Source organism: Thiobacillus sp. (assembly GCF_018780105.1).
GTDB lineage: Bacteria > Pseudomonadota > Gammaproteobacteria > Burkholderiales > Thiobacillaceae > Thiobacillus.
Genome location: NZ_JADMKC010000015.1, coordinates 1 through 22,698, shown reverse-complemented (window position 1 = coordinate 22,698; position 22,698 = coordinate 1). Strand labels below are relative to the sequence as shown.

Genomic DNA, 22,698 nt, shown 5'->3' with positions numbered 1-22,698 from the left:
GCCCTTGGATAACCCTGTCCGACAATCTGCAGATTCCCAGGATTCGGGCATCCTTGTGCCGCAGATTGCGCAGAGCTTTCGTCAGCTCCCCATATCGCTGATCGTCAACCTGGCAATCGGACTCATTCTTGCCGCGGTTCTGTGGAACGCCGTGCCCACGCCCGTCCTGCTCACCTGGTCAGTCTTGCTCATCGCCGTCACGGGGGCGCGATTCCTCAGCTTGCGGGCGTTTAGAAACGCCGCCCCCAGGAGCGAGTCCGATCTTGCTATGTGGACCAAGTATTTCCTGGCAGGCGCATGCGCTGCCGGGGTGGTGTGGGGGCTGTCCGGCATTCTCCTGTTTCATCCCAGTTCCTTCCCGCACCAGGTCGTTCTCGCTTTTGTACTGGGGGGAATGATGGCCGGCGCCGTTCCGCTGCTGTCGCCCGTGAGCCACGCCTATTGGTGCTTCGCCATTCCGGTCGTGGTACCCATCAGCATCCAAATGATGTGGGTGGGCGATCAGATCCATCTCGTCATGGGCCTGATGATGGTCATCTTCGGTCTCGCCATGCTCGCCACCTCCGCCCAGGTCCAGCGCCTGTTTCGCGACTCGGAAAAACTGCGCCGCGAGCTGTTCTCAGTAATCGAGGTGGAGCAGGCGCTGGAATATCTGGTCCGTCTGGACAGTCTCACCGGCATCCCGAACAGACGGCTGTTCGAGGAAGAACTCGGCAAAGAGTGGGCAAGAGCGAAACGCGACCATGCGCCGTTTTCACTCATCATGGCCGATATCGATCACTTCAAGGAATACAACGACCACTATGGGCACCCGGCCGGCGACCTGTGCCTGGTGGAAGTTGCGCAGGCCATGCACCACGCGCTGTCCCGCCCTGGCGATGTGGTGGCCCGAATCGGCGGCGAAGAGTTTGCGTTCCTGTTGCCGCAGACTGATTTGAGCGGCGCGATAGCCGTAGCCGAGCAGATACGCGAGCGGATCCTGGCCTTGAATTTTCCCCACGAAGCATCGCCCGTGGCCAGCCATGTCACCCTGAGTTTCGGCGTGTCTTCGTCCGAGCTTACTTCCGTCTCCTCGGCAGGCGAGCTGATCCGCACATCCGACATCGCGCTATATGAAGCCAAACGCTGCGGACGCAACCAGATTGTGGCCGCCCGGAAAACGGCATCTGTTGTGGTCGCGTGAGCAAAGTCAGAGCAAAGGGGCCAGGATCGAAAATTTCCAGCAGCGCTTCCGAGCGCAAAACAATTCACCCTGGCCCCTTTGATCAGATTGACCGACGTGGGAGTGAAAGGGAATGCCGGGGCAAACGATCCGAAGCTGCGCCCTTTAGCGGCAATGGTGTCTGACCCCCCAAGTTTCCCAAGTTTCCCAAGTTTCCCAAGTTTCCCAAGTTTCCCAAGTTTCTTCCAAAGGCAAGCCCTCGTATCCTTCCGATTTGGCGTGGGCATGACGCGACCATTACAATCTGCCGGTTGCCGCCAAGGCGGTCTTGCCCAGGATGTAGACAGTGCCTTTCAAACGCATCGCTGCTGGCGCCCTCGTCGTCGCGCTCATGATCGGCGGTTTCATTCTCACCCAGCGCACGCCCCCCACTCCCTCAGTCGGCTCCATCGCGGCGGCGTCCCCATCCCATCGCCCGGATACCTCGGCCCTGCGTGCCGGCCTGGGCGAGGTCCTCGCTTCCTACCGCAAGATCATCGTACTGTTGGCCGATGAAACAACCCTGTCCAGGGGCGAGCGGGAGGCCGCCAACCAGGCCGGGCAGGCCCTGTTCCACGACAATCTGGCGCGCCTCGCCAAACTGGACGAAGCTCTGGACGGGCTGGCCAGCTCGACCAACCCGATGCGTTTCGACGCCATGGGCGCGCTGCTCGACTACATCGAGTCCGAACCCGGACTGTACGACGCCGACCGGCTCGCCTTCCGTGAACTGCTGCAGTCGCTGCAGGCCAGTGTGGCGCGGGACACCACGCTGCCCGCCATCAAGATGCACAAGCGCATCTCGGAAGACCTGGACGCCCTGGCGGAAATCGAGCGCAACTATGAGAAGGAAATCCGTCAGATCTTCGGCCGTTTCGACCAGCGCGCCATCGAACTCAAGCGCGAGCGCTGGGACGACTACGTGGCGCACCTGAAAAAGCTGTACTCCCGCGAACAGATCCTCAAGGACTACGGCATGGTCCTGCCCTACCCCGCCCCCATGGAAACGTCCGCCGGCGACGCGGCGAAGGATGAGCCGGGCGAGATATTCGGGCGCGGCCTACCAAGGAAAACGGTGGTCTTCACGTTCGACGACGGCCCCCACCGGCTCTACACCGACGAGATCGCGGCCATACTCAAGCAGTACGGCGCACCCGCGGTATTTTTCAATGTCGGACGCAACCTGGGGAGGTTGGACCTGGACGGCACGCCCAAGCTCGGGCCCGGCGCCAAGGTGAGCCGCAGGCTGATGGCCGATGGCTATGTGCTGGGCAACCACAGTTTCACCCACGCCCAGCTTTCCAGGGAAAGCGGCGACGCCCTCAAAGCCGAAATATTCAACACCGATGCCCTGCTCAAGGCGGTGAACCCGGACCGCTCATCCCTGTTCCGCTTTCCCTACGGGGCGCACAACGGCGAAGGCCTGCACATGCTGGAAGCGGCGCACCTGAAATCGGTGATGTGGAACATAGACTCCCTCGACTGGGCCGACCCGGTGCCCGCGTCCATCGCCGAGCGGGTGCTGAGGGAAGTGGACCGCGAGGGGCGGGGCATCATCCTGTTCCACGACATCCACGACCGCGCGGTCAAGGCCCTGCCCGCGATTCTCGACCGTCTCACGGCGGAGGGCTACCGCTTCGCCGGCTGGGACGGCAGCGCCTTCACCGTCGCCAAGGACAGTGCGAAACCCGCTGCGAAGGCCGCCGTCCAGACCGGCTACGGCGAATCCTGGGCCGTCGTGGTGGGCGTCGATGACTATGCCAAATGGCCCAGACTCCAGTACGCGGTGCGGGATGCACAGGCGGTGTGTCAGGACCTGGTGGAAAAATTCGGCTTCAAACCCGACCATGTGTTCACGCTCAAGAACGGCGAGGCCACCCGCAGCGCCATTCTCGCTTTGTTCCACGACAAGCTTGCGCACGGGGTGGGCAAGAACGACCGCATCTTCGTCTTCTTCGCCGGCCACGGCGCCACCCGCCACTTGAGCTCAGGCCGCGACCTGGGCTACATCGTCCCGGCCGATTCCGATCCCGCCCAGTTCGCCTCCGACGCCATTCCCATGACGGAAATCCAGAACATCGCCGAAAGCTTCGACGCCAAGCACGTGCTGTTCGTCATGGATGCCTGTTACAGCGGCCTCGGCCTCACCCGGGGCGGCGGTTCAAGCACCTTCCTGGCCGACAACGCCAAGCGCATCGGGCGCCAGATGCTCACCGCCGGCGGCACCGACCAACTCGTATCGGACGGCGGCCCCAACGGCCACTCGGTGTTTACCTGGACCTTCTTGCAAGCACTGGCGGGCAAGGGCGACCTCAACGGCGACGGCCTCATCACCGCCACCGAACTGGCCGCCTACGTGGCCCCGGCGGTCTCCGCCGTGTCCACACAGACGCCGGCCTTCGGCAGCCTGCCGGGGTCTGAAGGGGGCGATTTCGTGTTTGAGCTGCCGGCCGAAAACGAATTCCTGGGCACCCAGACCGCCCAGCTCTCGAACGAGGCCATTGCCCTCAACACCAAGCAGGACGCGGCGCGGACACCCGCCCCCGGCAAACAGATCCCGGCGGTCATTGTGAAAGACCTCCAGGGCGGCGAGCAGAAGATCATGCCGCCGGCTGCGGTGCCCATCTCCCGAAACCAACTCGCCCAGCGCGCCAACGACCGCGGCTTGCAGCACTACAAGGAAAAGCAGTACGCCGCCGCCGAAGCTCAGTTCACCGAGGCCCTCAAGCTGCGCCCGAACTTCGCCCTGGCTGCCAACAACCTGGGCTTCGTCTACTACAAACAGGAGAAATACCCGGAGGCCGCCCGCTGGTTCGAAAACGCCATCAAGCTGGACCCCTCCCGCGCCATCGCCTATCGCAATCTCGGCGACGCGCACGCCAAGGGCGGGGAAGCCGAGAAAGCGAAAAAAGCCTACCAGATCTACCTTGAACTCGCGCCGAACGGGAGCGGGGCGGGATATGTGAAGCAAGCGCTGGAGAAACTATAAGGGGTGTGGCAAAGCACGTCAGCACGTTAGCGGGATCAAGTCTTGCCTTTTGCGGCAATAGGCAAGACCCCGTGTCCCTGTCCCTGCGCGTGTCCCCGTGTCCCTGCCAGGGCGGCAGCAAGTAACAATGGCCCCTTTGATTTACGCAAGACCTGCCCCGGAGCTCACGACCTTTAATTATTGTGGTGCGAAAATCAATTCGACCCTTGGCCTGGCCCCTTTTATTCCGATTGGATGTTAAGGAACCTATCCCGCGAGTCGCCCCTCTACGCATACGCCAATATGGCCCTCTTGTTCATCAAGGAGATTCCATGTCCCGCTGGCTGAAAAGTAACCGCGCCTTTCTGGCTTTTTTGCTCTGCTTCGGTTTTTTCCGTCTGGCCATCGCCGACTGGAACCCCATTCCAAGCGGGTCCATGCGGCCCACACTGCTGGAGGGCGATGTCGTCCTCGTCAACAGGCTGGCTTACGACTTCAAGCTGCCGCTCAGCGATATCTCCGTCGCGCATATCGCCAATCCTAAACACGGAGACGTCGTCGTGTTCACCTCGCCCAAGGACGGCATGCGCTTGATCAAGCGGCTCGTCGGCGTGCCCGGGGATGTCATCGAAATGCAGCGCGACGTTCTTTTCATCAACGGCTCGCCCGCCCAATACACCCTCCCCGAAGTCGTTGCAGAGCCGACAGCGCACGATGCGACGACGCCGGGCATTCGCGTGACCGAACAAATTGCGGAACAACAACGCACCGTTCAGTTCCTGCCGCATGCCGTGGCAATGCGTGATTTCGGCCCGGTCACCGTTCCGCCGGATCATTATTTCTTCCTGGGTGACAACCGGGACAACAGCGCTGACTCGCGCTATATCGGATTCGTGCCGCGCGACCACCTTATCGGCCGCGCACATCACATCCTCGTGTCCGCAAATATCAAAGGGAATTGGCTTCCCCGCATCGAGCGCATCGGAGAGCGGATTCAGTAGCCGCGCAGTGGAGAGGGCCAAACCATTCGGGGCAGGGCAAAAGGCAAGACCTGATCCTGTCGTTTCGTGTCGCTTCACAAAACAAATTCGACCCTGGCCCCTTTAATTGCACTTCAAGACGGTATCTGACCCCGTGTCCGCGCCATGGGTGGGCAGTTTAGTGCGTCGGTTGCGTCGCATACCCAGCAGAAGCACCAAGCCCGCCGCCATCGATGTCCAGACGCTGGGCTCGGGGATGGCTTGTACTGCGGCGAACGTGAAATTGTCGGCATAGACAATCGGCGCATAGAACCCGGGCTCCGAGGACTCGCCCGGAAAGCCGCCGGTTTCCGTCACCGTTAGCTGATCGGAAAAGAAGTTGAACGAGTTGAAGCCGTCCGTGTCGATGATGCCGAAAAACCGCGGCGGCGTATCGTAGGTAATCGCATTGATCAACTTGTTGGGATCGGTGTCGCCCCCTGCGCCGAAATCGTTCGCCGCCAGACTGCCGTTCAATCTCACGAACATGTGGCCCGCCGGAATATAGCTTGCGCTGTCCTCGTCGTATTTGTATCCCGACAATGTGTCGAACCAGCCGCCGATGCCATAAAGCGTGCCGGCCGAGGTGCCCTTGAACGCATCGACTTCCGAGCGCCGCGTAACGGCGACCAGACCCCACTTGTTCGCCTCCCAAGCCGCGCTGTCCTCGCCCGGCAACAGGTGAAATCGCGCCGAAGTGGAAAGCGGCGACATATAGCTCGGCCCCTGCCAGGTAATGCCCTGGTTGGTCACGGCTGCGGCGACTTGATAATCGCGATGGCCCGTGAAGTCGACGGTGGTGCGCACGCCGTCCCACGCCGCCCCTTCGAAATTCTCGGACCAGTGTTCAAGGCCCAGCGTGCCGAGCTCGGCGAGATACGCCGACTCGTCGGTGTAGGTGATTACAACAGCGCTCGCGGCCGTCGGCGCCAGCGATGCCAGACATGCAAGAAGTGCAGCGGTACGGGTCATCATGGTCATCCTCCTCGGTTATTGACGATAAGATTTCTCCGCAACACCACTGGTGTGTCGCCCCGACTGCCGCGATTTGTTATGTGGTTGAGACGAGAAACTGTAATCATGCGCTGCCGCAGCGCAATAGAACAAACATACTTGCTGCGACTGCGCGGTGGCAACTGGGGTCAGATGGTAAATGCAGGTAAATGGGGTTGCGGGCAAATGGGGTCAGACTCCATTTATCACCGTGCCAGAGATTAATCGTGTCTGACCCCATTCATTTGCTATATGAAGCCAAACGCTGCGGACGCAACCAGATTGCGGCCGCCCAGAAAACGGCATCTGTTATGGTCGCGTGAGCAAAGGTGCCTGGATGAAAGTTTCTAGCAGCGCTGCCGAGCGAAAAACAATTCGACCTTGGCCCCTTTCGTGCAATTCTTATTGCGAGCCTGGCCCCTTATCGTTTTGATTCCTATCTCCTGATCGCCTGCTGGATTTCTTGCAGCGCCTTAGCCATCGCAAGTAGATTTTCAGCTATTTTTGGATCGGCTGCGTCGTGTTCCGTGTCGGCCTCGCGATGGCCGAAATGGCGGGTAGCGAATTCGCGCTTCACAGTGTTACGTTCGTCATCAGTTAGCGTGGCCAAAAAAGGATCGATCGAGGCCAGTTCCAACTCGGATTGCCGCAGTCCACGCTCGTTCTTCTGGTGGCGAGATACCTGTAGTGCGGCAAAGCCAGCCAATAGGATGAAGGGCGTTGAGATCAACATCTGGCGGATAACTGTGGGCCAGGTCAGATCTTTGTCATACGTGAAATAGAAAAAGATTACCCCGATAACTATCCACACCACCATGGATCCGGCGGCAACGAATTTCCATAGCGCGGCGCGGGAACGTTCCTCGTTCGCCGTCTTTTGATATCCGTATGCCATCCCTGTGTCGGTGATGATGCCGATGAGCTTTTCCGCATGTGCTTTCTGCCCCTTCAACTCAGTGATGACGGTGTTGCCATCTGTCCTTAATTGAGAGGCAATTTCACTGTGGATTTTGGCAGCCTCAGCGGCTGCCTGCTTTTCTGCTTCTGCGCGTTCTCCTTCGGCTTCCTCGAATTCCGTCTGTCGTGTTTCCTCGCTTTTCGCAGCGGCGACCGTCCTGGCTTGTTCAGCTGATGCGAACTCGGTTTGCCGGGCCTGTTGCGCATCCGAGAATTGCTGCTGGTGGGTGGAGATTGCAGTATCCAGCCTTTGCTTCTGCGTGTTGATTTCGGCGATGGCCTCTGCAATCCGTGTTTGCAGCGCTCCTAACATCTGCGATATGCCTTCGCTGTCTTTCTTGATGGCATCCAGCCAGCCGGAAATTACCGTCCGGAATGTTGATGCGACGTCCCTCAAGTCGTCGATTCCCTCCGCAGTTTGGCGGGGGAACGCGGCTAACTGCGCAAGGCAATTATCGAGATACGTTTGGGCATTGTTCCAATGACCTATGTTTTTGTTTGAGACGAAACTGTTGATCTCGCTCCTGGCCTGTAAAAGATACGTCGCCATGTTTGCAAGATTGCCGGGAACCACAAGAAGGGGATCGACCTGATCCAGTGTCCGGCGAACATATGCAGCTACTGCGTTCGCACGATCCCAGTTGTCGAGTGGGGCCTGCTCTTGCGAGGATGCCTCCTTAGCAAGTTCCAGTGCATTTGCGAATTCTGTCAACTCAGCAAAAATTTGATGACCACTTATCCGTTCAACCAATTGGCTCATTCGTCCATCCTCAGAGACACAGAATTTTTGCAGCGGTGGGGTCCAGTGGCGAGGTCAAGTCTTGCCTTTTGCCACAATAGGTAAGACCTGACCCCGATGTTCCGATGTTCTTTTACTTATTGGGCAGATCAACTTGAAACCATGAAGATAGCAATGTAACAACATGCACCCGCATCGAATTCAGCAGCTTCATTCGCAAATGCTCCTTAAATCGCCTTGCATGTAATGCTGCTAACCAGCACATAACCGCCACCAACAAATCAAACACGAAAATTTTTCCACTAATTGACAAATCTACAAATTCAGCAAAGCCGAACTTGTTGAGAATTAAATTCACTGTGACCAAAAATGGAAGCGAAATTGCTAATAAACCCAGCATTGAGAAAATCGTATACATCGAATAGAAGTACTCGATTTGCGTCGAAATCTCAGGGTGTTTCTCGCGGCAATTAACCTCTAATGCGTGGATGGTTGCTTGCATTTGCCCCGGACTTAGGTCCCTCAAACGCTTTCTTTCTAGCAAACAGTGATTATCCCCACGAGGCACGGTTCGAACTCGAGGCACAAGCTCCTCACACAGACTCCTAAACCAATCGTTTGCGGTATCACCGTAGCTGTTATGCCTTGATTTCAGTAGCCAGTTTTTGATTCCATAAAATCGATCAAAAAATGAAAATGAAATTAATTGGGATACGGTAATTCCAGCTGCACCGAGAAAACCTACAGTAGCTGCAATGACCGAGACAATCGGCCGTCCCTCTGTATCAAAAATAAACCAAACCAAAGAGCGATCATTAAAGAAAATCAGGATCAGTAGAACACTTCCCAATATGGGTATGGTGGGGAAATCAAAACGCAATATTCTTGAATATTCTTTATTCATCTTCTGTTTTAAACCCCCTGTTATTTAGCACTCAAGAACACCGAGTGCCAAATGACCATAAAAAAAAGCGCAATATCTGCGCTTTTTTGACCGCCTCAATCCCAGCTCAACGCCCCGCCCGTCTGATACTCGGTGACGCGCGTCTCGAAGAAGTTCTTCTCCTTCTTCAGGTCGATCATCTCGGCCATCCAGGGGAAGGGGTTGGTGACGCCGGGGAACATTTCGTCGAGGCCGATCTGCTGGCAGCGGCGGTTGGCGATGAAGCGCAGGTATTCCTTGAACTGGGCGGAGTTGAGGCCCAGCACGCCGCGCGGCATGGTGTCTTCGGCGTAGCGGTATTCGAGCTCGACGCCCTTCTGGATCAGGGTGCGGATTTCGGCCTTGAACTCACTGGTCCACAGGTGGGGGTTTTCGAGCTTGATGGTGTTGATGAGGTCGATGCCGAAGTTGCAGTGCATGGACTCGTCGCGCAGGATGTACTGGTACTGCTCGGCGGCGCCGGTCATCTTGTTCTGGCGGCCCAGGGCGAGGATCTGCACGAAGCCGACGTAGAAGAAGATGCCTTCCATGATGCAGGCGAAGACGATCAGCGACTTGAGCAGGGCCTGGTCGGCCTCCGGGGTGCCGGTCTTGAATTCGGGGTTGGTGAGCGTGTCGATGAAGGGGATGAGGAATTCATCCTTGTCGCGGATGCTGGCGACTTCGTGATAGGCGTTGAAGATTTCGCCTTCGTCGAGGCCCAGCGATTCGACGATGTACTGGTAGGCGTGGGTGTGGATGGCCTCTTCGAACGCCTGGCGCAGCAGGTACTGGCGGCACTCGGGCGCGGTGATGTGGCGGTAGGTGCCGAGCACGATGTTGTTGGCGGCGAGCGAATCGGCGGTGACGAAGAAGCCGAGGTTGCGCTTGACGAGGCGGCGCTCGTCTTCGGTGAGCGCGGTGGGGTCTTTCCACTGCGCGATGTCGCGGCTCATGTTCACTTCCTGCGGCATCCAGTGGTTGGCGCAGCCGGCGAGGTATTTTTCCCACGCCCATTTGTATTTGAAGGGGACGAGTTGGTTCACGTCCGTCGCGCCGTTGATGATGCGCTTGTCGGATGCCCGCACGCGCTGGGCGGTCGATGCGGGTTCATCGGCGATATCGGCAACAGGCATGGGCGCAGCAGCGGCCATGCGGGGGGCGACGGCGGGGGTGAAGTCTTCTTCAAAGTTCAGCATCGTTGTTTATCTCCTTTGGTTTAACCCAAGTGGGCTGGGCCCACACTTCTTTTAATCTGGTGTTGGGCTTGGCAGCCCAACCTACGTTCTGTATTTCCGACATCAACATTCGCGGGGCGCTTCACCCTCTCCCCCAACCCCTCCCCCCTCAAGGGGGAGGGGAGTTGTTTGCCCTTCTGCGCCACCTCGACTGGATCGAGTCAGCGGGGATGAAGGCGAGCACTGTTTGAGCTCCGCAGCAGGACACGTTTTGTGTGTCCTGCCAGGGCGAGTTGCGCAGCCGCCCCGATGGCTTGATTCAGTCGAGGCCCGCCCCGAAGGGGTGGCGCAGCGGGGTCGCCTTTTCTTTGGTTACTTTCTTTTGGCGAAGCAAAAGAAAGTGACTAGCTGCCGGGCTACCCCCGGCCAACTAACGCTCGCTCATCGCGGGTCATCAATTGGCGGAGGTTTTCACCCTCACCCCAACCCTCTCCCCTCAAGGGAGAGGGAGTTTCGTTGTTACTGGCACGCCTCGCATTCCTCAAACCCCACATCCCCCGGCCGCATGGTGCAGGCCTTGCCCATCACCTCCGGCTCGGGCAGATGCGCCGGCCCACCGGTGCCAACGCCGCTGGTGCTCATGGCCCCTGCCCCGCCGCTCGCCGACACGGCGTTGAGCTCGCCGCCCTTGCCGGTGGATTTCTCGGCCGAGGTGGCGCCCATGGTGCGCAGGTAGTAGGTGGTTTTCAGGCCGCGTATCCACGCCAGCTTGTAGGTTTCGTCGAGCTTTTTGCCCGAGGCGCCGGCCATGTAGATGTTGAGGCTCTGGCCCTGGTCGATCCATTTCTGGCGACGCGAGGCGCACTCGACCAGCCACTTGGTTTCCATTTCGAACGCGGTGGCGTACAGCGCGCGGATGTCGGCCGGGATGCGGTCGATCTTGGCGAGGCTGCCGTCGAAGTACTTGATGTCCGCAACCATGACTTCATCCCACAAGCCGAGTTTCTTGAGGTCGGCCACCAGGTATTTGTTGGCGACGGTGAATTCGCCCGACAGGTTGGATTTGACGTAGATGTTCTGATACGTCGGCTCGATCGAGGCGGACACGCCGACGATGTTGGCGATGGTCGCGGTCGGCGCGATCGCCATGCAGTTGGAGTTGCGCATGCCGTACTGGCCGATGCGCGCACGCAGGCTGTCCCAGTCGAGGCTGCTGCTGTCGTCCACTTCGAGATAGCCGCCGCGCTCGGCGGCCAGCAGTTTCAGCGAATCCTTGGGCAGGATGCCTTTGCTCCACAGGCTGCCTTCGTAGCTGGAATAACGGCCGCGTTCCTGCGCCAGTTCGGTCGACGCCAGGATCGCGTAGTAGGAGACGGCTTCCATCGAGCGGTCGGCGAATTCGACGGCGGCGTCGGAGGCGTAGGTGAGGCGCAGTTCCTGCAGCGCGTCCTGGAAGCCCATGATGCCGAGGCCGACCGGACGGTGCTTGAGGTTGGAGTTGCGGGCCTTGCCGACGGCGTAGTAGTTGACGTCCACCACGTTGTCGAGCATGCGCATCGCGGTGTGGATGGTGGTCTTGAGCTTGGCCAGATCCAGTTGCCCGTCTTTCAGGTGATTGATCAGGTTGACCGAGCCGAGGTTGCACACGGCGATTTCGGTGTCGGACGTATTCAGCGTGATCTCGGTGCACAGGTTGGAGCTGTGGACGACGCCGACGTGCTGCTGCGGGCTGCGGATGTTGCACGGGTCCTTGAAGGTGATCCAGGGATGGCCGGTTTCGAACAGCATCGACAGCATCTTGCGCCACATCTGGTTGGCGGGAATGCGCTTGAATACCTTGATCTCGCCGCGGTCGGCCTTGCGCTCGTATTCGGTGTAGGCCTCGGCGAAGGCGCGGCCGTAGAGGTCGTGCAGGTCGGGGGTGTCGTTGGGCGAGAACAGGGTCCAGTCGCCGCCTTCCATCACGCGCTGCATGAACAGGTCGGGGATCCAGTTGGCGGTGTTCATGTCGTGGGTGCGGCGGCGGTCGTCGCCGGTGTTCTTGCGCAGCTCGAGGAACTCTTCCATGTCGAGGTGCCAGGTTTCCAGGTAGGCGCACACCGCGCCCTTGCGCTTGCCGCCCTGGTTGACCGCGACGGCGGTGTCGTTGACCACCTTGAGGAAGGGCACCACGCCCTGCGATTTGCCGTTGGTGCCCTTGATGCGGGCGCCCATGGCGCGCACCGGGGTCCAGTCGTTGCCGAGGCCGCCGGCAAACTTCTGCAGCATGGCGTTTTCCTTGATGGCCTGGTAGATGCCGTCGAGGTCGTCGGTGACGGTGGTGAGGTAGCACGACGACAGCTGGCTGTGACGGGTGCCGGCGTTGAACAGGGTCGGCGTCGACGACATGAAGTCGAACGAGGACAGCACCTGGTAGAACTCGATGGCGCGCGATTCGCGGTCGACTTCGTTGATCGCCAGGCCCATCGCCACGCGCATGAAGAAGGCCTGCGGCAGTTCGATGCGCGACTCTTCGATGTGCAGGAAATAGCGGTCGTACAGGGTTTGCAGGCCGAGGTAGCCGAACTGGTAGTCGCGGCTGGAATCGAGCACTTTGGCCAGACGCGCCAGATCGAACTGGGCGAGCTTCTCGTCGAGCAGTTCGGCGGCGATGCCCTTCTTGATGTAGGCGGGGAAATAGTCGGCGTAGCGGGTGGCCATGTCGGCCTGCAGCACGGCTTCGCCCAGCACTTCGTGGCGGATGGAATTGAGCAGCAGGCGCGCGGTGACGAAGGAGTACGCGGGATCCTGTTCGATCATCGAGCGCGCGGCCAGCACCAGCGCCTTTTCGACTTCGGCCATCGGCACGCCGTCGTAGAGGTCGCGCAGCACGGTGTGCATGATGGGCTCGGCCTTGACGTTGTCGCCCAGCCCGGTGCAGGCGTCGGCCAGCAGGGTGTTGAGGCGCGCGGTGTCGAGCGGCTTTTTGACGCCGTCTTCGACTACGTGCAGGGTGATTTCGGGCACGCCGGCGGCTTTTTGCGCGGCGCGTTCCTGGGTGCGCTTTTCGCGGTAGAGCACGTACGAGCGCGCCACTTCGTGCTCGCCCGAACGCATCAGCGCCAGTTCGACCTGGTCCTGGATGTCTTCGATGTGGAAAGTGCCGCCGTTGGGCGCGCGACGCAGCAGCGCGGCCGTCACCTGACCGGTGATGGTCTCGACCAGCTCGCGAATCCGCGCCGATGCCGCCGCCTGCCCGCCCTGCACCGCGATGAACGCCTTGGTCACGGCCACCGCAATCTTGTTCGGTGCAAAACCGACCACCGCGCCGTTGCGGCGGATGATCTTGTAGTCGACGTAACGGGTGTCGATGACGGTTCCCTCGCTGACTTCCAGCGGCGGAATGGGGGGGATCGGGGTGGACTCGGTGGCGACAGACAACATCTAACTCTCCTTGGGTTGGCGCAACGACATTGGACGGGCAATCCTGCTTGGCAGATAGGACAATGACGCGGGTTCAGCGTACTTATCCACAGATTGCCCAGCCCCCGCACACAGGCTTATTCACAACATATAGTGGTGTGGCGGGAAAGCGAATACAAATTCTAGTGTCTGACCCGGCCTTGTCAACCGACTTTTATGCAAATTTGTGCAGCAAAAAGGTGCGTCAAAAAAACGCATGACAAATCAAGGTTTTGACAGGCCGGCTGCCTGAAATTTGAGCAAAAAAAGTGGAAATCCGCGCTGGCAGGGATAAACGCAGGCTATGCCAGTAAAGACGCGGGATGCGGGCCGACGGACGGGGAGCCGGCGCAGCGGACGCGCGCCGCGGGTGCTCAATGTTTAAGCGGTTGAACCTAAAAACCGCAGTTGACCGCTCATCACCCTTGCAATTACCGCATTCATGCAGGATTGAGCGCCTTCGATGCCACTCGCCCATTGGGTGAATTCGCTACGCGCCCGCTGGCACGCCTGCTCGTGCGCCTGCCTTTGTCGCGCCTCCTTGCGGGCCCCGGCCCGCAGCGTCGTTGCTTCGCGGCAGACACCCGATCAGACGCACCCTCAGGCGCGTCCAACTGCGGTTTCTAGGTTGAATCAAAACACCTGGATCGGACCGGGGTACTGCGCGATCAGCGCATCCGCCGTGAGCAGGATGATGCCTTCGACCGTCGCCTGCGCCACCAGAATGCGGTCGAACGGGTCTTTGTGGAGGGGCGGCAGGCTATCGATGGAAACCGTGTGTTCGCTGGTGATCGGCAATTCGACATAGCCGTTGTCCAGCAAACCACGCCGCAGCACGCGCGGATCAACCTGGAAATCGGCACGCCCGAGGCCGCGTTTGATTGCGATTTCCCACAGGCTGGCGGCACTGAACAGGAGCTGGTTTTCCGGGGCTTCCAGCAACGGACGCGCGGCCAGCGGCAGGCGCTCGGGCGAACCCGCTGCCCACAGCAGCAGATGCGTATCGAGCAGCAGCTTCATGCGGATTCGCTGCCGCTGTCCAGGCCGAAAAGCTGTTCGATGGCTTCGCTGCCCATGCGGTCGAAGTCGTCGGGTACGGCAATCTGCCCCGCCATAAAGCCCAGTCTTTTGGCTTGTTGCGCAGTCGGCGCGTCCAGGCGCGTGACTTTGACCAGCGGTTTGCCGGCCTTGGCAATGATGAAGGCATCGCCTTGAACCGCCTGCTCGATCAGCTTCGACAACTGGGTTTTGGCTTCGTGAATATTGACGGTTTGCATGACGGCTCCGGTTAAACCAAGTTTAATTAGTCTAGTTTAAAAACCCCGGACAGGGAAATCCAACAGAGCACGAGACTCATGCTGCACGTCGACGCAGACCCTCAAAATACGATTGGTCTGCAGGTCCAGCCGGCGCAGAGGCTGCGCCTTCAAGCAACAGACCGCGCAAATGCTGGCGCGCCTGATCGCGGATCAATTCGCGCTCGTATTCGCTGTTGCTGCCACAACCGCGCTGCAAAGCCTGTTCATCAACGCAGGCTAAGGATGTCTCGGGCATGGAATGATTCATCGAACTCATGGCTGGATGACAGGCAGTTCAGCAAGACGCGCTCAGGCCGCCTCGACCATCCCCACCGCCTGCTCGACGTCCACCGCAACAATCCGCGAGACGCCCGGCTCCTGCATGGTGACGCCGGCCAGGTGCTGCGCCAGTTCCATGGTGACGCGGTTGTGGGTGATGAAGAGGAACTGGGTGTGCTCGGACATGGCCCGCACCAGGTTGCAGTAGCGGTCGGTGTTGGCGTCGTCGAGCGGGGCGTCGACTTCGTCGAGCAGGCAGAACGGCGCGGGGTTGAGCTTGAACATGGCGAACACCAGCGACAGCGCGGTGAGGGTCTTTTCGCCGCCGGACAGCATCTGGATCGATGCGTTCTTCTTGCCGGGCGGCTGGGCGAACACCTGCACGCCGGAATCGAGCAGTTCGTCGCCGGTGAGGATGAGGCGCGCCTGCCCGCCGCCGAACAGCTGCGGGAACAGTTCGCCCATGTGGCGGTTGACGGTGTCGAAGGTTTCCTTGAGCTTGGCGCGCGATTCCTGGTCGATGCGGTGGATCGCGTCTTCCAGCGTGGTGACGGCTTCGAGCAGGTCGGCGCACTGCGCGGCCAGGTAGTCGGCGCGCTCCTGCGCCTGGGTCAGTTCGTCCAGCGCGGCGAGGTTGACCGCGCCGAGTGCCGCAACTTCGTTCTGCAGCCGTGCAATGTCGGCCTGCAGTTGCGCCGGCCTGGGGCTGTCGGCCAGGGTTTGTTCGAGCTGGGCTTCGTCGGCGGCGGCTTCGCGCAGCTGCAGTTCGAACTGCGACTGCATCAGCATGGCCTCCTGATCTTTCAGCTTGAGCTGTTCGATGCTGCGGCGCAGCGGGTCGAGCCCCTGTTCGCAGCCGAGGCGCGCTTCGTCGTGGCTGCGCAGCTGGGCGGTGAGGCCTTCGAGCGCGTCGCGCGCGGCGGCGAGTTCGGCTTCGCGCGCGCTGCGCGTGGTCAGCGCGTCCTGCAGTTCGAGGTCGAGGGCGTCGGCCGGCATGCGGGCCAGTTCGTCGCGGGTGTGCGCAAGGCTGGCTTCGTCGGCGGCGATTTCGCCTTCGATGCGGGCGAGCGTGGCGCTGAGTTCGGCGATCTTGCTGCTGCAGGTGGTGAGCGCGAAACCGGCTTCCTGGTGGCGGCGTTCGGCGGCACGCTGCAATTCGCGCGCCTCGTAGACGGCGCGGTCGGCCTGGTCGCGCTTTAGCCGTGCGGCGTTAAGCGCGTCGCGCGCGGCTTCGCCCTGCGCGCGGTAGTCCTTGAGGCGGGTGTCGAGCAGCTCCAGCGTGGCGCGTTCGGCGTCCTGCTGGCGGCTGACTTCGTCGAGTTCCTGGCCGATCTGCGCGGCCCGGCTCTGCACCCGCTCGAGCGCCTGCTGCAGGCGCAGCAGTTCCATTTGCGCGGTGTGGTGGCGGCTCTGGGTCTGGGCGGTTTGCGCGCGCAAAGCCTGCACTTCGCGCTGGCGCTCGGCGTAGCTTTCCTGCACCTGGGCGCTGGCGGCGTCGAGTTCGGCGACCGCGCCGTACAGGCGCTCCGCGTCTTCGGTCAGGCGTTCGAGTTCGCGGCCGCGCGCCAGGATGCCTTCGACCGCGGTGTGCGGGCCGTGGAAGGTGAGGCTGTGGCGGGTAAACAGGTGGCCCTGCGGGGTGACGACATATTCGCCGGCCTGCAGGCTGGCGCTGCGTGCGCGCGCGGCGTCGGCGTCGTCGGCCCAGTAGACGCCGGCCAGCCAGTCGGCCAGCGCGGCGCGGGCGGCGGCATCGTCGCAGTCGACCTTGCTGGCCAGCAGCGCGGGGGCGATGACGACGGCGCCCTGCTCCGCGGCCATGCGTGCCGACCATACCGTCAGCCGCGCCGGCGGCGCATCGCTGAACCAGTCGGGCTGGCTGTCGGCGGCCACGGCCTGCAGGCGTTCGCGCAATACGGCTTCGACCGCGGCTTCCCAGCCGGGCGTCACGCGCAGGCCTTCCCACAGGCGCGGGGCGCGGTCGAGGTCGCGGCTGCGCAGCCAGGCGCCGAGTTTTTCGTCGGCCTTCAGGCTTTCCTGCAGTTTGTTGAGGGCGGCGAGTTCGGCTTCGGTCTGGTGCAGCGCCTTGCGCGCCGCTTCCAGCTCGCGGGTATGGCGCGCACGCGCGGCGTCGAGTTCGGGCAACGCGGCTTCGGCGGCCTTGAGGCGTTCCTGCGCGTCGGCCAGGGTCTCGGCCAGGGCGTCGAGTTCGACCTGTTTGGTGGCCAGTCCGGCGGCATCGGCACGCGGCAGCTGCGCCTGTTCCTGGGTCAGCCGCTGCTTGCGGATGTCCAGCTGGTCGAGCTGGCGCTTGGTATGGCCGAGGCTGTTTTCGTCGACCTGGCGCGCCTGTTCGGATTGCGACACGGCGCGCTGCGCTTCGCCGACCGCCTGCTGCGCCTCGCGCAGGGCGGCCTCCTTTTGCGGCAGGGTGCTGTCGGTAGCCTGGCGGGCGGCGGCTTCGGCTTCGGCATGCGCGGCTTCCAGATCGGGCTGCTGCGCGGTGACGTCCTGCAGCGCGTCGGCGGTGGCGGTGCGGCGCGCCTGCTGCGCTTCGAGCCGGGCGCTGCCTTCCTGGACCTGGCGCACCAGGCGTTCGCGGGTGGCGTTCTGGTGCGCCATGCTTTGCTCGATGCGCGCGACCTCGGCCTGCGCCTGGTAGTACGCGGCCTGCTGGGTGTTGAGGCTGTCCTGCCCGGCAAACTGGGTCTGGCGTGCGGTTTCCAGCAGCGATTCGATGTGGCGCAGGCGCGCGGTTTCGGCTTCGAGCTTGGTCTCCGCCGCGCTCAGGTCTTTGTCGATGCGGGCGCGCTGCTGGGCGGCGTCGTGCTTGCGGGCGAACCACAGGCGGTGCTGCGAATACGTCAGGTCGGCCTGCAGCTGTTTGTAATGCTGGGCGACTTCGGCCTGCGCGGTGAGTTTTTCGACCTGGGTCCGGAGTTCGCGCTGGATGTCCTCGACGCGATTCATGTTGTCGCGCGCATCCTTCAGCCGCGCTTCGGTTTCCTTGCGGCGCTCCTTGTATTTGGATACACCTGCAGCTTCTTCGAGGTAGCCGCGCAGTTCTTCGGGCTTGGCTTCGATCAGCCGCGAAATCATCCCCTGCTCGATGATGGCGTAGGCGCGCGCGCCGACGCCGGTGCCGAGGAACAGGTCCGCCACGTCGCGGCGGCGCACCCGCAGGTTGTTGATATAAAAGGTGGAGTCGCCGCTGCGGTCGAGCACACGCTTGACCGCGATCTCGGCGTATTGCGACCACTGGCCGGCGGCGCGCCCGAGCTCGTTGTTGAACGCCAGCTCGACCGAGGCGCGCGAGGCCGGCTTGCGCGTCGCCGAGCCGTTGAAGATCACGTCCTGCATCGAGCCGCCGCGCAGGTTCTTGGCCGACGATTCGCCGAGCACCCAGCGCACCGCGTCGATCACGTTCGACTTGCCGCAGCCGTTTGGCCCCACCACGCCGGTGAGCTGGGCGGGCACAGGAATCACGGTGGGATCGACGAAACTCTTGAAACCAGCCAGTTTGATGTGGGTTAAACGCAAGACAGTGGAACCTTGGGTTTTATAATGGGGTTTGTAAACGCCCTTTGCTGGGCGTGTTTTATGACAGCCATTCTACACCGAGCCCTTTTATGCCCTCCACACCCGTGAAATCCCTGGAAACCTTTCCCAACCCGAAACCTGAGCGTGATTTTCACATTCACATGGAAGTCCCTGAATTTACGTGTCTTTGCCCCAAGACCGGGCAGCCGGATTTCGCTACACTGATTCTCGACTACATCCCCGACAAAACCTGCGTTGAGCTCAAAAGCCTGAAACTCTACATGTGGAGCTTCCGCGAGGAAGGCCATTTTCACGAAGACGTCACCAACCGTGTGCTCGACGATCTGGTGAAAGCGACCAAGCCGCGTTTCATGCGGCTGACCGCCAAGTTCTATGTGCGCGGCGGCATCTTCACCAACGTGGTGGCCGAACACCGCAAGAAAGGCTGGCAGCCGGCGCCGCGCGTCGAGCTTACGCAGTTCGACCATAACTCGAATACACGCGGTTAATCCATTGTATTTTATTGGAATTGACTTCGGAACGTCGGGCGCGCGCAGCTGCGTGATCGACGCCGAAGGCACGGTCATTGCCGAAGACAGCCGCGACTTCGGCACCCTGGAAGAATACGAACGCGCCGGCATCTGGCGCGAGGCGCTGTGGGATCTGGTCGCCTCGCTGCCGCCCGCGATCCGCACCCAGTTGTCGGATATCGCGCTTGACGGCACCTCGGGCACGGTGATCGCCTGCGACGAAGCGCTCGACCCGCGCGCGCCGCCCCTGCTGTACAACGACGACCGCGCGGTGGAGGAAGCCGCGCTGATTGCCCGCACCGCCACCGCAGGCCACCCGGCTGCCGCCGTCACCTCGGGGCTGTCCAAGGTGCTGTGGCTGAAAAAGCGGCTCGGGCTGACCGGCGCGCGGCTGTATGTGAATCAGGCCGACTGGCTGTCCGGCCTGCTGACCGGCCGCGTCGGCATGACCGATTATCACAATGCCCTGAAAATGGGGCTCGATCTCGACGAGCTGAAATGGCCGGCCTGGGTGGAATATCTGGCCGACGTCGATTACCTGCCGGTGCCCATCGCACCCGGCGCGCGGCTTGGCACCGTATCGCGGCCGCGCGCGCGCTACCTCGGCGTCAACCCAGGCTGCATGGTGCACGCCGGCACCACCGATTCCATCGCCGCCTTCCTCGCCGCCGAGGTGAAGCAAAGCGGCGACGCCGTGACCTCGCTCGGCAGCACGCTGGTGCTGAAACTGCTGTCGGACACCCGCGTGGAATCGGTCGAACACGGCGTCTATTCGCACTGGTTCGGCAACCGCTGGCTGGCGGGCGGCGCCTCCAACGCCGGCGGCGCGGTGCTGCGGCAGTTTTTCGACGACCGCAGCCTGGCCGCGCTCTCCGAACAGATCGACCCGCGGGTCGCCAGCCCGCTCGACTACCTGCCGCTGCCGCGGCCCGGCGAGCGCTTCCCAGTCAACGACCCCCAGCTTTCGCCGCGTTTATCCCCGCGCCCGGCCGACGATGCCGCATTCCTCCACGGCCTGCTGGAAAGCCTCGGTCGCATCGAGGCACGCGGCTACAGCCTGCTGGCCGAGCTCGGCGCAAACCGGCTCGTCCGCGTCGAAACCGCCGGCGGCGGTGCGAAAAACCCCGCCTGGACGCGCATCCGCGAGCGCATGCTGGGCGTGCCAGTGCGCCGTGCCAACCATGCCGAAGCGGCCTATGGCGCGGCGCTGCTGGCGCGTGACGGCCTGCAGTGCTTCGCCTCCAACCCGTCCTGACGCCCTCCCGACTACAACTAAAGTTGTATATCCATCGTCGCAACTATGCCCTATGGTGATTGACACGCACCGCACGGCAGACGTCTGAACTGCGATTGTCCCGTCCCGCCGCGCGGTGAGCCCATCACAGGGGGGACAAAACATAATGAAAGTCCGCAATCACCGTCTGATGCGGGACGATGGCCAGGCGGCGCCGTACCTTGCCAGCCCGCATGCGGGCGGGACGATCGCGCCGCGTTTCATGATCATCCACTACACCGGCGGCAGCAGCGCGGCGGGGACGATCAGCTGGTTCCGCGATCCCAAATCCAAAGTTTCCGCGCATCTGGTGATCGCGCGCGACGGCATGGTCACCCAGATGGTGCCGTTCAACCACGAAGCCTGGCACGCCGGCCAGTCGCGCTGGGGCCATTTTTCCGGACTGAATCACCACAGCATCGGCATCGAACTCGACAATGCCGGCATCCTGATCAGAAGCGGCGGCAAGTGGGTTTCCAAACTTACGCGCAAAAGCTATCCCGACCGCGACGTCACCGTCGCCCCCCACAAGAACCAACCGCCCGGCGCCGCACCCAGCGGCTGGCACGCCTACACCCCCGAGCAAATCCTGGCCACCCTGGAATGCGGGATGGCGCTGGTCGAACACTACGGCCTCACCGATGTGCTGGGCCACGACGACATCGCCCCGGGTCGCAAGGTCGATCCAGGCCCGGATTTTCCGATGGAATCGGTGCGCGCCCGCCTCATGGGCCGCAGCGACGATCACCCCGAGCGCTACCGCACCTCCGCCCGGCTGTTTGTGCGCAGTGGCGCCGGCCCTGACTTCGCCGCGCTGCCAGGCACGCCCTTGCCACTTGGCACCGAAGTCGAGGTGCTACTGAAGCAAGGGTTGTGGTGGCAGATCGACGTGGTGGGCGAAGTCAACGGCGTGATGGACATCGTCGGCTGGTGCCACAGCAAATATCTCGTGCCGGTCGGCACTTAACCAGGAGATCCCATGGCCAAACCACCCAAAACCGCCACACTTTCATTCAAAGCCAAGCCTTCATCCCAAAAAGCTGCCCCTGCAGCCATCCGCTATTGCTCGCAGCCCATCCAGAATCCCCGGCAATTCGACCCCGCCGTCGATGCCATGCGCGCGCGTGCCATCATTGGCAACGGCAAAAAATGGGTGAACGGCACGCAACTCACCTATTACTGTTTCAAGTCGGGCGATGCCGTGCCTGCCGCGTGGCGCGGCAATGCGGCAGACATACGCGCAGTCGGCGCCGCCTTCGAAACCTGGTTCAAGCTCGGCATCGGTATCAGCTTCAAGGAAGTGAGCCGCCCGGAGGACGCCAACATCCGCATCGGCTTCGATGCGAACGACGGTTCGTGGTCCTACGTCGGGCGCGACACGCTGAATATCCGCGATCCACTGGCCCGCACCATGAATTTCGGCTGGCCGCTCGACACACCCTACGGACGCGACACCGCCCTGCACGAAATCGGCCATGCCATCGGCCTGGAGCACGAGCACCAGAATCCCTACGCCGGCATCGCCTGGGATGCCGATGCGGTTAAACAATACTTCAAGGGCCCACCCAACAACTGGGACCTGCAGCAGATCGAATGGAACATCCTGCGGAAGATATCCCCCTTGGAAGTCAAAGGCACAAGCTGGGACCCCAATTCGGTCATGGAATACGCATTCGGCCCCGGACTGATCGTCGAGCCCGCGGCGTATCACAAAGGCCTGACGCCCAAAGGCGGGCTCTCCAAGGCCGACAAGGACTGGATCGTCGAATCCTATCCCGGCCTCAAGCCCAAGGACGTCATCCCCAAACTGGAAGTGGGGCTGTCGCAAAAACTGGCGATCAAGGCCGGCCAGACCCGCGTATTCAGCTTCGCGCCCAAGCGCACCCGCACCTACCGCATCGGCACCTTCGGCACCTCGGACACCGTGATGGTGCTGTTCGAAGTCACCTCATCCGGCAACGTGCAGATTGCCGGCAACGACGACAGCGGCACCGATTTGAACGCACGCATCGACATGCGCCTGATCAACGGCCGGCGCTATCAGATCGGCCTCCGCCTGTATTACGCGGAAGCGGCCGCCGAAACCTCGATCATGGTTTGGTAAACCCCATGGCCGACGCACCGACTTCTCTCGACTGGAACAGCGTCCATGCGCAGGAGCGCGCCGCCATCCGCGAACCCGACGGCCGCAACGACGGCCCCGAGCGGCCGCTGATGGGACTGGCGTTTTCCGGTGGTGGCATCCGCAGCGCCACCTTCAATCTGGGCATTACCCAGGCGCTGGCCGAACTGCGCTTGCTGCGGCAATTCGACTACCTGTCGTGCGTATCGGGCGGCGGCTATATCGGCGGCTGGCTGTC

Annotated in this window: 17 protein-coding genes; 8 read left to right on the top strand and 9 right to left on the bottom strand. The window is 61.8% G+C overall.

The features are described 5' to 3' along the window. The first annotated feature begins 4 nt into the window (after window positions 1-4). The 3 genes from IV098_RS09765 to lepB all read left to right on the top strand — a co-directional run bounded on the left by IV098_RS09765 (window position 5) and on the right by lepB (window position 5,170). Window positions 5-1,183 (top strand): diguanylate cyclase, encoded by a 1,179-nt coding sequence (locus IV098_RS09765; RefSeq protein ID WP_296888588.1) that lies wholly within the window; start codon window positions 5-7, stop codon window positions 1,181-1,183. Window positions 1,184-1,508: 325 nt separating this feature from the next. After that, on the top strand, window positions 1,509-4,190 hold the full coding sequence (locus IV098_RS09760) for a polysaccharide deacetylase family protein (RefSeq protein ID WP_296888586.1): 2,682 nt from the start codon (window positions 1,509-1,511) through the stop codon (window positions 4,188-4,190). A 311-nt stretch (window positions 4,191-4,501) separates the two neighbouring features. Further along, a complete protein-coding gene (lepB, locus tag IV098_RS09755) occupies window positions 4,502-5,170 on the top strand; it encodes a signal peptidase I (RefSeq protein ID WP_296888584.1) in 669 nt (222 codons plus the stop codon). 102 nt (window positions 5,171-5,272) lie between these two features. Here the strand turns inward: lepB and IV098_RS09750 are convergent, their stop codons facing one another. The 9 genes from IV098_RS09750 to smc form a co-directional block, all read right to left on the bottom strand. Next, window positions 5,273-6,163, bottom strand: a complete 891-nt coding sequence (locus IV098_RS09750) for a hypothetical protein (protein WP_296888582.1) — start codon at window positions 6,161-6,163, stop codon at window positions 5,273-5,275. A 454-nt stretch (window positions 6,164-6,617) separates the two neighbouring features. Continuing rightward, window positions 6,618-7,898, bottom strand: coding sequence for a hypothetical protein (locus IV098_RS09745; RefSeq protein WP_296888581.1), 1,281 nt, complete (start codon window positions 7,896-7,898; stop codon window positions 6,618-6,620). 112 nt (window positions 7,899-8,010) lie between these two features. After that, a complete protein-coding gene (locus tag IV098_RS09740; protein ID WP_296888579.1) occupies window positions 8,011-8,781 on the bottom strand; it encodes a hypothetical protein in 771 nt (256 codons plus the stop codon). Window positions 8,782-8,876: 95 nt separating this feature from the next. Beyond that, window positions 8,877-9,998 (bottom strand): ribonucleotide-diphosphate reductase subunit beta, encoded by a 1,122-nt coding sequence (locus IV098_RS09735; protein ID WP_296888577.1) that lies wholly within the window; start codon window positions 9,996-9,998, stop codon window positions 8,877-8,879. Between the two features lie 498 nt (window positions 9,999-10,496). Continuing rightward, window positions 10,497-13,400 carry a ribonucleoside-diphosphate reductase subunit alpha gene (locus IV098_RS09730; protein ID WP_296888574.1) on the bottom strand — a complete coding sequence of 968 codons (2,904 nt, stop codon included), beginning with the start codon at window positions 13,398-13,400 and terminating at the stop codon, window positions 10,497-10,499. 651 nt (window positions 13,401-14,051) lie between these two features. After that, a complete protein-coding gene (locus IV098_RS09725; RefSeq protein ID WP_296888572.1) occupies window positions 14,052-14,438 on the bottom strand; it encodes a type II toxin-antitoxin system VapC family toxin in 387 nt (128 codons plus the stop codon). After that, window positions 14,435-14,695 (bottom strand): type II toxin-antitoxin system Phd/YefM family antitoxin, encoded by a 261-nt coding sequence (locus tag IV098_RS09720; protein WP_296888570.1) that lies wholly within the window; start codon window positions 14,693-14,695, stop codon window positions 14,435-14,437. The genes IV098_RS09725 and IV098_RS09720 overlap by 4 nt, the downstream gene beginning before the upstream one ends. 76 nt (window positions 14,696-14,771) lie before the next feature. Further along, window positions 14,772-14,984: a type II toxin-antitoxin system ParD family antitoxin gene (locus IV098_RS09715; protein WP_296888568.1), complete on the bottom strand. Its 213-nt coding sequence runs from the start codon at window positions 14,982-14,984 to the stop codon at window positions 14,772-14,774. Between the two features lie 41 nt (window positions 14,985-15,025). Next, window positions 15,026-18,535 carry a chromosome segregation protein SMC gene (gene smc, locus IV098_RS09710; protein WP_296888566.1) on the bottom strand — a complete coding sequence of 1,170 codons (3,510 nt, stop codon included), beginning with the start codon at window positions 18,533-18,535 and terminating at the stop codon, window positions 15,026-15,028. A gap of 89 nt (window positions 18,536-18,624) precedes the next feature. On the opposite strand from smc, the gene queF reads away from it, so the two are divergent. From queF to IV098_RS09685, 5 genes are all read left to right on the top strand, one after another. Continuing rightward, window positions 18,625-19,044: a preQ(1) synthase gene (gene queF, locus IV098_RS09705; RefSeq protein ID WP_296888564.1), complete on the top strand. Its 420-nt coding sequence runs from the start codon at window positions 18,625-18,627 to the stop codon at window positions 19,042-19,044. Window positions 19,045-19,048: 4 nt separating this feature from the next. Beyond that, entirely contained in the window at window positions 19,049-20,320 is a 1,272-nt protein-coding gene (locus IV098_RS09700; RefSeq protein ID WP_296888562.1) for an FGGY-family carbohydrate kinase, read from the top strand. 145 nt (window positions 20,321-20,465) lie between these two features. Continuing rightward, window positions 20,466-21,305 carry an N-acetylmuramoyl-L-alanine amidase gene (locus IV098_RS09695; RefSeq protein ID WP_296888560.1) on the top strand — a complete coding sequence of 280 codons (840 nt, stop codon included), beginning with the start codon at window positions 20,466-20,468 and terminating at the stop codon, window positions 21,303-21,305. Window positions 21,306-21,317: 12 nt separating this feature from the next. After that, window positions 21,318-22,442 carry a M12 family metallopeptidase gene (locus IV098_RS09690; RefSeq protein WP_296888557.1) on the top strand — a complete coding sequence of 375 codons (1,125 nt, stop codon included), beginning with the start codon at window positions 21,318-21,320 and terminating at the stop codon, window positions 22,440-22,442. A 5-nt stretch (window positions 22,443-22,447) separates the two neighbouring features. Then, on the top strand, window positions 22,448-22,698 hold a 251-nt coding region (locus IV098_RS09685; RefSeq protein ID WP_296888556.1), incomplete at its 3' end, for a hypothetical protein.